Raw genomic sequence first — 1,500 nt, 5'->3', positions numbered from 1 at the left:
ATTTTATAAGCCACCTCTGGGATCATATCTTGTTCTGTGTAACGAATACCCTGTGCAGTTAGGTGATAACAGCGATGTTTATCAGGTAAATATAGATACCTTGTCATCAACATCATCATCGTCATCAAAACAAAAGCCACCCAAAACATGGGGGTGTCTACAGTAAAATCTTCAAGAATAAACCAAAAAAAAACAAATATTGAATAGTTGACAAAGAACGCCACTCCCCACCTCCACAGGTGTTCGTATTTGCCACCCAATCCTTTGTGCTCCCAAGAGTAGGCTACATCAGCGTTATAAAGTTGTTCCTTTAGAGACTCTATGCTTTGGTTATTCTTCATTGGTCTATTCTCACTTCAATAATACGAGTGCCAAATTCTTTTGGCGCAGGCTCTACGGTTAAATCACCTTGTTTTTTACCTGACGCTATATAGCCCAGTTGTTGATACTTTGAGGCTTGCCAGTTAAACGGCATGCTAACCAGTACCGTGATGGTATCATCCGTGGTGCCGCCGGTAGTCTGGCAATCGATATGAGAAAAGCAAAACTGATTTAACCTACAAACCTGTTAATAGAGTTCAACTTGCATTCTTCTAGTCTTGAATAAAAATAGGGTGTTTAAACATATCGTTCAATTTTGCTAGTTCCACATACTCGATATCTTTTTGACTCTCTAGGATTAGGGTGATGATTTTTTGTTTTTCTTCTATAGACGAACAGTAAAAATCTCTACGGCAGCAATACTCGGTGGCGGTATGACTGTCAATTCTAAACATAGTATCTTTCACTACGTTAAATAGAATTGGACTGTCAGAGAAGAAGATTTCGTGTTTTAGTACCGTTGGCTGAAAATTGGTCATCCCAAATGACATCAGTGCAAATGCCCCAGCACCGACAAGCGCCAAGGGGCCAAGTAACAAAACCGCAATAACACACACCGCAATCCCCACCCACGCAAAACCACGCACGATTTTATAAGCCACCTCTGGGATCATATCTTGTTCTGTGTAACGAATACCCTGTGCAGTTAGGTGATAACAGCGATGTTTATCAGGTAAATATAGATACCTTGTCATCAACATCATCATCGTCATCAAAACAAAAGCCACCCAAAACATGGGGGTGTCTACAGTAAAATCTTCAAGAATAAACCAAAAAAAAACAAATATTGAATAGTTGACAAAGAACGCCACTCCCCACCTCCACAGGTGTTCGTATTTGCCACCCAATCCTTTGTGCTCCCAAGAGTAGGCTACATCAGCGTTATAAAGTTGTTGTAAACCTCCCCTAAACTAGTGGCATACCATTTTAGAGTTCTTCGGCTTAGACTGAGCATAGAAGGAGAACCCGCGATGAAAAAATCACGTTACTCAGAAACACAAATCGTCAAAATCTTAAAAGAAGTGGAAGTGGGTCGTAAGGTCAATGAAGTGTGCCGTGAATACGGCATTTCAGATGCCACCTACTACAACTGGAAAGCAAAATACGGTGGGATGGAAG

3 protein-coding genes and 1 pseudogene are annotated in these 1,500 nt (G+C 40.9%); 1 reads left to right on the top strand and 3 read right to left on the bottom strand.

Annotation, left to right across the window (positions count from 1 at the left end; all coding sequences use genetic code 11):
* The 3 genes and pseudogenes from DA100_RS08155 to DA100_RS08150 form a co-directional block, all read right to left on the bottom strand.
* Positions 1 to 341, bottom strand: a pseudogene (locus tag DA100_RS08155) (hypothetical protein); the annotation flags it as partial.
* Positions 338 to 475, bottom strand: a complete 138-nt coding sequence (locus tag DA100_RS20930) for a hypothetical protein (protein WP_171052172.1) — start codon at positions 473 to 475, stop codon at positions 338 to 340. The pseudogene DA100_RS08155 and the gene DA100_RS20930, both read right to left, overlap by 4 nt.
* Positions 476 to 593: 118 nt before the next feature.
* Positions 594 to 1,193, bottom strand: coding sequence for a hypothetical protein (locus DA100_RS08150; RefSeq protein ID WP_206208559.1), 600 nt, complete (start codon positions 1,191 to 1,193; stop codon positions 594 to 596).
* Positions 1,194 to 1,352: 159 nt separating this feature from the next.
* On the opposite strand from DA100_RS08150, the gene DA100_RS08145 reads away from it, so the two are divergent.
* Positions 1,353 to 1,500, top strand: a 148-nt coding sequence (locus tag DA100_RS08145) for a transposase (protein WP_138971712.1), incomplete at its 3' end; no start/stop codon positions are given.

The sequence above is a fragment of the Vibrio sp. Hep-1b-8 genome (assembly GCF_006124995.1).
Classification (GTDB): domain Bacteria; phylum Pseudomonadota; class Gammaproteobacteria; order Enterobacterales; family Vibrionaceae; genus Vibrio.
The sequence above is the reverse complement of the archived record's forward strand: the minus strand, read 5'-3'. Positions and strand labels throughout refer to the sequence as shown.

Excerpts from the sequence above, each read along its gene's own strand:
- DA100_RS20930 (WP_171052172.1), bottom strand. The coding sequence starts at position 475 with ATGCCGTTTAACTGGCAAGCCTCAAAGTATCAACAACTGGGCTATATA.